This window comes from Metabacillus litoralis (assembly GCF_020524045.1).
In the GTDB taxonomy this organism is placed as follows: Bacteria; Bacillota; Bacilli; order Bacillales; family Bacillaceae; genus Metabacillus; species Metabacillus litoralis_C.
Genome location: NZ_JAIVKL010000037.1, coordinates 1 through 7,127, shown reverse-complemented (window position 1 = coordinate 7,127; position 7,127 = coordinate 1). Strand labels below are relative to the sequence as shown.

Sequence of the window (7,127 nt, the reverse complement as noted above, 5' to 3'; positions counted from 1 at the left end):
TGATGGCGAAGAGGCCACACCCGTTCCCATGCCGAACACGGAAGTTAAGCTCTTCAGCGCCGATGGTAGTTGGGGGTTTCCCCCTGTGAGAGTAGGACGTTGCCAGGCTTTGTATATTAATCCGCAGTAGCTCAGTGGTAGAGCTATCGGCTGTTAACCGATCGGTCGTAGGTTCGAGTCCTACCTGCGGAGCCATTTTGGAGAGCTGTCCGAGTGGCCGAAGGAGCACGATTGGAAATCGTGTAGGCGGTGTAAGCTGTCTCAAGGGTTCAAATCCCTTGCTCTCCGCCACTATTTAAATATATATAGGCCCATTGGTCAAGCGGTTAAGACACCGCCCTTTCACGGCGGTAACACGGGTTCGAATCCCGTATGGGTCATAAAGTTTTTTCGCAAAGCGAAAATAACTTACTTTCATATAAATTATATGAAGATTATTCGGAGGATTAGCTCAGCTGGGAGAGCATCTGCCTTACAAGCAGAGGGTCGGCGGTTCGATCCCGTCATCCTCCACCATTTATATTATTATCGCGGGGTGGAGCAGTCTGGTAGCTCGTCGGGCTCATAACCCGAAGGTCGCAGGTTCAAATCCTGTCCCCGCAACCAAATTTTCTTCGAAGTATTTACTTCGTTCTTAAGAAAAGTTCAAGGTTGTTTATTTTCACGTAGTGAAAAAAACTTGGTCCGGTAGTTCAGTTGGTTAGAATGCCTGCCTGTCACGCAGGAGGTCGCGGGTTCGAGTCCCGTCCGGACCGCCATTAAATTTTTGAAGATTAATTTACACTTTTATCTTTGTTTAGTGTAAAAGGGTTTCAATAAACGAGAAGGTCGAAGAAGCGACTGAGCGAACACCGGAGCGTATGTCAATACGTGAGGATGTGAGTGATGGAGCTGATGAAGAGATTCGAAGTTTAGTGGAAGCCGTAAACCTTATTGGCTCAGTAGCTCAGTTGGTAGAGCAATGGACTGAAAATCCATGTGTCGGCGGTTCGATTCCGTCCTGAGCCACCATTTTTGTTTCAATTTTTAGCCGGTGTAGCTCAACTGGTAGAGCAACTGACTTGTAATCAGTAGGTTGGGGGTTCAAGTCCTCTCGCCGGCACTGTTTTCTCTTAATATGGAGGGGTAGCGAAGTGGCTAAACGCGGCGGACTGTAAATCCGCTCCTTAGGGTTCGGCAGTTCGAATCTGCCCCCCTCCACCACTGTTTTTTCGCAAAACGAAAATAACATTAATTATTAAAGAAAAGAATTATCTTAGGGGCATAGTTTAACGGTAGAATAGAGGTCTCCAAAACCTTTGGTGTGGGTTCGATTCCTACTGCCCCTGCCAATTAAACATTAATATATTGTGGCGGTTGTGGCGAAGTGGTTAACGCACCTGATTGTGGTTCAGGCATTCGTGGGTTCGATTCCCATCAGTCGCCCCATTTTTTATGTAATTATAAATTTAAAAGATTTTTAATGGGCTATAGCCAAGCGGTAAGGCATCGCACTTTGACTGCGACATGCGTTGGTTCGAATCCAGCTAGCCCAGCCATTTTTTTACACATTTTTAGCCCTTTTGCATAGGCTATACTATATAATAACTATATTATGATTGCGGAAGTAGTTCAGTGGTAGAACACCACCTTGCCAAGGTGGGGGTCGCGGGTTCGAATCCCGTCTTCCGCTCCAATAATATTTAAAGGCGGCATAGCCAAGTGGTAAGGCAGAGGTCTGCAAAACCTTTATCACCGGTTCAAATCCGGTTGCCGCCTCCATTTATAACACCCTTGCCGGGGTGGCGGAACTGGCAGACGCACAGGACTTAAAATCCTGCGGTAGGTGACTACCGTACCGGTTCGATTCCGGTCCTCGGCACCAAAGTTTTTTGCTTTAGCAAAATAACTTTCCATCTTTGCCAGTGTGGCGGAATTGGCAGACGCGCACGACTCAAAATCGTGTTCCTTCGGGAGTGTCGGTTCGACCCCGACCACTGGTATCAAAATGAAATAAACCGTTATAGGTCAATGCTTTGAGCAATCAGAGTATTGGCCTTTTTTGTGCTTATTTTACTAAAGTGAATTGCTAATCGTGTGGACAACAAATTACGATTATTAAGTGTCTTTGAGACTGGGTTTTAGCTGGATTATGCTTTCTTAAATGTCTAGGGATTTTGAGAAGGCACTAAAACCACAGTTATCGTATTTAAAAGAATCTGGATCAATTGAACAAGATACCCAGATATGGTTGAATTCTTGTGGCATGATCTTAGTGACACTTCAATGGGTGGTAAAGTTATATAATAAACTTTCGCAAAAGGTAGAGATACAGGACTTAATATTTTAGGCTTTTATTTCGGGGATGGATTCAAAGGTTTAATGAGTTGCAAAGGGAGTGATTTAAATGGATTTCTCTAAATTAACAAAAGAAGAATTATATAAAATTGCCAAGGACGAAAATTATAGAATGATAGAACGTTATTCAGTTGCAAGGGAGTTACAGAAATGTAAGGGAAAAGATGAGATTTGTAGGTATTGATCCATCAACTAAAACAGGATTCATTGCATTAGATGAGCGTGGACAAGTTATAGTCCAGAACGAGCTTACTGGATTTGGTTCTGTAGATCCTAAACGTATGAGAACAATGATAGTAGATATTATGGCACACGTAAAAGAAGAGAAAGTAATTGCTATTGAAAGTGTTGGCTTCGCTTCACAACAGGCAGTTCAAAATGGTGGTATAACTTGGGGGGTTAGAATGGCGTTAGATGGTCGGAAATTAAATTACATTGAAGTTGCTCCTAATGCTGTTTAGAAATATGTAAATTTCTCAGGTTGGACTGGTGAAAAAGTCCAAAAGCAAATACTTACTGGACCACAAAAGAAAAAGGCAATTATGAATTCAGTATTTGAAAACTTTGAATTTAAACAAAAAAAGTGACAATGTTACTGATGCCTAAATTCCTGCACAAATAGTGATGAGTTACTTTATGGCGTTAGTAACAGATTATTACCTTACCAATCTATCAAGCTCAAGTGATTGATGCTATTTTTAATCCTCCGAAGAAAATTATTTAGTGAAGTCAAATATGATTTAGGAGGAGAAAGGATGGGACGATTATCATTCTTTCCGTATTATGATGAAAAGTATATACGGTCACTAGTTGTTAATGAATAAAAACAATAGAAAGCCTTAAAAGTAAGGTTGAAAAATAAATAAGAATTATTTGATGAGGTATTAAGACTAACATATTCCCCAAAGTAGTGATAACGACCTACCGAATAAACTAAAAGTAATACAAATGGAAAGAACTTTAGAATATAGTCTAGATAATGAGGGAAGCAGAATAATTGAATTGTAATATCTAAGTTATAATGGAAAAAGATCTAAATATATATTTAAATTTGGGGTTGCAAAAAAATAGGTATTATGAGAAGAAAAAATCAGCTTTATATCAAATTGCTTGTTCATTAGGAATAATATAACAAAAAATAGTATTAACCTCCTAGGTATATGTTAAAATGTAGAAAACAATTAGGAGGTTTTTTTGTGCTGAAAATAGGGGATAAAATCAATGATCGATATAAACTAGTTAATTTTATAGCTCATGGTGGGATGGGGGAAGTCTGGAAGTGTTTTGATGAGTCTTTAAAAAGAAATGTCGCGGTTAAGTTTGTGAAAGGCTTGAATTATGTTCAAAGTCCTAAGGCAGAAAAGATACTTGCTGATGAAGCTAGTACTGGAGCAAATTTAATTGGACATCCTAATATTCTTACAATTCTGGACTACGATAGCTTTGAATATGGTAGCCAAAAAATTTATTTTATTGTAATGGAATTGCTTGAAGGAAAGAACTTAAATGAGTGGATAAAAGAATTCAAATCAACTTTAGAATCTAGAACTTATTATTCAATTAGTTTATTGATTGCTTGGGAATTGTGTAAATCAATAGATTTTGCTCACAAAAAGGGTATTATACATAGAGATATAAAGCCACTAAATGTATTTATATCAGACTTTGGAATTACTAAAGTAGGAGATTTTGGTTTAGCAAAGTTTGTGGACGAAATGACCAGAACACACTCTGTTTGGCAAGCAAAATCGATTCCTTATTCAGCTCCTGAACAATGGAAAAATGAAAAATCGACAGAACAAACTGATTTGTACCAGTTAGGTTGTACGATTTATGAACTATTCACCGGAGAACTTCCTTTTAGTGGAAATACACTTTATGCTCAGATGAATGCACATCTTTATGAAGAACCTAAATCACCTAAAGAAAAAAACAATGAAATTTCTGATGATTTAGCTAAAGCTATCTTAAAGTTGCTTAGTAAAGAAGAAGATGATAGGGGATCAGTTTGGGAAATAAACGATGTTATTGCTCAAGAACTTCAAGCAACTTATAAGGTAGAAATTAAGATTGCTAATGAACCTAAAGAACTTATTGAAAAAGTGTGTAAAATTGGTGATTTTGATTATAATTCTTTATCAGAAGATAGAGGTAATTATACCTTCCCGGATTTTAATGAGGTACTAGCAGAAGGTATACAATTAAGTTTTTTGATACCTGATAAAATAAGAATTTACAAAAAAGAAGAAATAGTTACAACTTAATACTGAAAAAGCGAGAAAAAAAGGTAGATGAATTCATCGCCTTTTTTTTGTTTGAATTCTAATATGATTATTTCAGAAAGTATTTTCTGGTAATTGCACATAAAGAGACTCTTAATATGATGGAAGCGAGCATAGATTGAATGGATGAATTGATTAGTACCATATTTAGATAGTTACTATTTTAGATTAATAACTTCTTTGTTATCCTTTTGTAAAGGAGTGATATATTAATGTCATATTTAGATATCTTTTTTAATTCTAATGGAGATTTTGATTTAAGGAGTACAGCTGCTGCTATTGGGCTTTTAGGAGTAATACTTACTGCGACTGTTTCAATTATTATAAATATGAAAACCTTAAAACAGCAAAAACAGTATAATTTGGATTCGTTGGAACAGCAAAAAGCACTTAGTAAAGAGAATTTTAAAGGTAATGTGGTGGCAACTTCAAGAATTGAATGGATTCAAGAAGTAAGGAAACTTAGCGTTGAATTTATATCATCATGCTATAGTTTGCTTAAGTATGTGGAAATATTAAAAGCAACTGGATTTTTTGAGGAGGTAGATCATGAAAAGAGAAAAAATAAAATTTCAAGAGATTCGAAGTTATCAGAATTAAGAAAAGATTTGCAAGAAAGGGGAACATTATTAGCTCTTTACTTTGGTCCAGATTCCAGTGGCAATAATGAATTTGTTAACTATATTGTTTCGCTTATTATTTTAAAAGTAGATAAGTTGGGGACTTGGTATCCTGTTGATGAAATACTGAACCTAGACGATTTTATTAATGTACTTAAAGATTTTCTAAGGATATATTTTAAAGCAGAATGGAAAAGAGCTAATGGGGAGATAGAGGATTCAAATTTACAAAAATACTTGGATGCCAATCATGAATATTTGAGAATCATGACAATATTTAGTGAAGGTATTGATATGCATCTTGAGAGAACAGAAGCATTCTATAGTTATTTGGCCCAAAAATACAAATAAGATTAGAGAGCCCTTATATTATATTTAAGGGTTCTTTTCTTTTAATTGAAAGGGGGTGAGAATTTGGGGTTACGTGACAGGTTTTCAAATTATTTGTTTAACAAGCAGAAAAGCGTGGATGGCTAGATGATTATAACCGGTCAATTTGTTTAGGTGGATATTACGCCAAAGATGAAAGCATTTTACAATCGTCTGATGTTTATGAGCTCTTACAAGATATAAGTAATCAAATTATGTTGGCTGAAATCGTTATTGAGGATAGCGATGGTGACGAAATAAAGAACCATTCAGCTTTAAAAAAATTGAGAAACCCTAATAAGTATTTAACACAATCTGAGTTTATAAAACTTATGACCTATACCTATATGCTCCTGGGTGAAGTTTTCCCTGTGCTAGATGTCTATCAATTGCTTTTAGCATTAAATGTTTATACAGAACTAGATGATAGATTAATAGAGCATTTTAAAATTAACGGTCAAGAGATACCGTCCTTTATTATTAGACACATTAAAAACATTGGTTCTAATCAATTAAAGGGGTGTAGGGATTTTATAGCTCGGTAAAAGCGCCTTAGAAGGTGTTATTAGCGCAGAAAAGGTTTTGGAAGATAAATCTCTAAAGGTGGGTTATATGCTTATTTACTTAAATTAGACGATCATATCAATCCACAGAACGGAGCACAGTCAAAACTATTAATGCGATCCTGGATTAACTTGAATCAATAGATGAGTCCAGGACAATATAGTTAATTCCATTAGGAAAAGGATACACGATTGATTCTCTGAAAAGTCCAATTGAAGATGAGAGATCCTTTGCGAGCAATTCGTCCAATAATGAAAAGCTTTGAATACCATTTTAAAATTCAACTAAACCTATAAAGGTCAATGCTTCGAACAAACAGAGTGTTGGCCTTTTTTGTGCTTTATATAATAGAAGAATAGCCTCAATAATTATGTCGACAATAATTAACTAATTTTCTATGTTAAATTACGATGAAACCCAACGGGAAGAGAATCTTGCCCAAATGGCCCACATAACTATCGGTCAAAAAAAGAGAAAATTCCAAACTAACTTAAACTCACTCCAAGTTAAAACTGGTATCTACTGCTTTAAGAATAATTAAAATGGTAAGTACTCAAAGTATCATTACTTATAAATGTCGTGAAAATTATGAAGTTAAAATTCATTCAAAAGAGGTGCATAATTCTTTCGGACAGCCTACTTGTGATATATTTAGTTTTTAACCTTTTCACTCTCTTGCTAGGTTTCAAAATTAGCTTATATCTAATTTTGAAACCTATAACATTTTAGTACGTATAATAGGAAGAAGTAATTTTATCATTCTCAGACAGAAGACTCCCTCTTCAATCGCGTGAAGAGCTTTAGCTCAGTGATAAGAGGGAGATGAATGGCGGTTGGCGATAGCCAAAACACCCACTGTCATGGTATAATTAGAACATACGTTCCTGGTGAGTGAGGTGAAATCATGTTAGTTAAAAAGGCGTTTAAGTTTCGTATCTTCCCTAACCAAAAACAA

General features: G+C 36.1%; 5 protein-coding genes, 16 tRNA genes and 1 rRNA gene. All 22 read left to right on the top strand.

Annotation, left to right across the window (positions count from 1 at the left end; all coding sequences use genetic code 11):
* Positions 1–108, top strand: a 5S ribosomal RNA gene (gene rrf, locus LC076_RS23845); the annotation flags it as partial.
* Between the two features lie 12 nt (positions 109–120).
* Positions 121–195: transfer RNA gene (locus LC076_RS23840), tRNA-Asn, on the top strand.
* Between the two features lie 4 nt (positions 196–199).
* Positions 200–291 (top strand) — tRNA-Ser (locus tag LC076_RS23835).
* Positions 292–308: 17 nt separating this feature from the next.
* Positions 309–380, top strand: a tRNA-Glu gene (locus LC076_RS23830).
* Positions 381–440: 60 nt separating this feature from the next.
* Positions 441–516 (top strand) — tRNA-Val (locus LC076_RS23825).
* 13 nt (positions 517–529) lie between these two features.
* Positions 530–606 (top strand) — tRNA-Met (locus LC076_RS23820).
* A gap of 75 nt (positions 607–681) precedes the next feature.
* Positions 682–758: transfer RNA gene (locus LC076_RS23815), tRNA-Asp, on the top strand.
* Between the two features lie 177 nt (positions 759–935).
* Positions 936–1,011: transfer RNA gene (locus LC076_RS23810), tRNA-Phe, on the top strand.
* Between the two features lie 18 nt (positions 1,012–1,029).
* Positions 1,030–1,102, top strand: a tRNA-Thr gene (locus LC076_RS23805).
* Between the two features lie 17 nt (positions 1,103–1,119).
* Positions 1,120–1,203, top strand: a tRNA-Tyr gene (locus LC076_RS23800).
* A 54-nt stretch (positions 1,204–1,257) separates the two neighbouring features.
* Positions 1,258–1,331: transfer RNA gene (locus LC076_RS23795), tRNA-Trp, on the top strand.
* A 21-nt stretch (positions 1,332–1,352) separates the two neighbouring features.
* Positions 1,353–1,428, top strand: a tRNA-His gene (locus tag LC076_RS23790).
* Between the two features lie 35 nt (positions 1,429–1,463).
* Positions 1,464–1,538: transfer RNA gene (locus tag LC076_RS23785), tRNA-Gln, on the top strand.
* 62 nt (positions 1,539–1,600) lie between these two features.
* A tRNA-Gly gene (locus LC076_RS23780) sits at positions 1,601–1,675 on the top strand.
* Between the two features lie 12 nt (positions 1,676–1,687).
* Positions 1,688–1,761: transfer RNA gene (locus LC076_RS23775), tRNA-Cys, on the top strand.
* Between the two features lie 14 nt (positions 1,762–1,775).
* Positions 1,776–1,864, top strand: a tRNA-Leu gene (locus tag LC076_RS23770).
* Between the two features lie 36 nt (positions 1,865–1,900).
* Positions 1,901–1,982 (top strand) — tRNA-Leu (locus LC076_RS23765).
* 519 nt (positions 1,983–2,501) lie between these two features.
* Entirely contained in the window at positions 2,502–2,798 is a 297-nt protein-coding gene (locus LC076_RS23760; protein WP_226671590.1) for a hypothetical protein, read from the top strand.
* 735 nt (positions 2,799–3,533) lie between these two features.
* A complete protein-coding gene (locus LC076_RS23755; protein ID WP_226671589.1) occupies positions 3,534–4,601 on the top strand; it encodes a serine/threonine-protein kinase in 1,068 nt (355 codons plus the stop codon).
* Positions 4,602–4,831: 230 nt separating this feature from the next.
* Complete coding sequence (locus LC076_RS23750) at positions 4,832–5,590, top strand: hypothetical protein (RefSeq protein ID WP_226671588.1); 759 nt, start codon at positions 4,832–4,834, stop codon at positions 5,588–5,590.
* A 233-nt stretch (positions 5,591–5,823) separates the two neighbouring features.
* Positions 5,824–6,153: a hypothetical protein gene (locus LC076_RS24565; protein ID WP_413466033.1), complete on the top strand. Its 330-nt coding sequence runs from the start codon at positions 5,824–5,826 to the stop codon at positions 6,151–6,153.
* 923 nt (positions 6,154–7,076) lie between these two features.
* Positions 7,077–7,127: helix-turn-helix domain-containing protein (locus tag LC076_RS24560; protein WP_226671591.1), on the top strand; the 51-nt coding region annotated here is incomplete at its 3' end.